This window comes from Bacillus sp. 05T31, from assembly GCF_056396725.1.
The window spans coordinates 1-857 of sequence record NZ_JBFTMA010001125.1; the positions used below are offsets into that span (position 1 = coordinate 1).

Annotated in this window: 2 protein-coding genes; both read left to right on the plus strand. The window is 37.5% G+C overall.

Annotated features, from left to right (window positions below; all coding sequences use genetic code 11):
* A partial coding sequence (locus tag AC1DJR_RS31805; protein ID WP_477004450.1) for a substrate-binding domain-containing protein occupies positions 1–272 on the plus strand: 272 nt, incomplete at its 5' end.
* 38 nt (positions 273–310) lie between these two features.
* Positions 311–857 (plus strand): fructose-6-phosphate aldolase (gene fsa, locus AC1DJR_RS31810; RefSeq protein ID WP_477004451.1); only part of this gene is annotated, 547 nt, incomplete at its 3' end.

Sequence of the window (857 nt, forward strand, 5' to 3'; positions counted from 1 at the left end):
ATATTAAAGCGGTATTTGCTCATAATGATGAAATGGCATTAGGCGCAATTGAGGCATTAAAATCTGCTGGTAAAACGGATGTAGTCGTTGTTGGATTTGATGCAACAGATGATGCTGTAAAAGCGGTTAAAGATGGGCGTATGGAAGCAACAGTCGCTCAAAAACCAGAATTAATCGGAGAGAAGGCGATGGAAACAGCGAAAGAGATAACACAAGGTAAAAAAGTGGACAAATTTATTCCGATTGAATTAGAGCTTATTAAGAAAAAATAAATAAATATAAAATGAAAATTAGGAAGGAAGAATAACAAATGAAATTTTTTATTGATACAGCAAACATTAACGAAATTAAAGAGGCAAATGCATTAGGTGTAGTAGCTGGAGTAACGACAAATCCATCACTTGTAGCAAAAGAAGGCGTAGATTTCCATGAGCGTATTCGTGAAATTTGCAGCTTTATTGAAGGACCTGTAAGCGCAGAAGTAATTAGCTTAGAAGCTGATAAAATGATTGAAGAAGGAAAAGAGTTAGCAAAAATCGCTCCAAACGTTGTTGTAAAAGTTCCAATGACAACAGAAGGCTTAAAAGCAGTAAAAGCATTCTCAGATTTAGGAATTCGTACAAACGTTACATTAGTATTCTCAGCAGTGCAAGCATTACTTGCAGCTCGCGCTGGTGCGACATACGTTTCACCGTTCTTAGGTCGCCTAGATGATATCGGTCATAACGGTATGGACTTAATTCGCCAAATCGCAGAAATCTTTGCAATTCACGGCATTGAAACAGAAATCATTGCAGCATCTGTCCGTCACAGTGTTCATGTAACAGAAGCAGCATTAAACGGTTCACATATTGCAA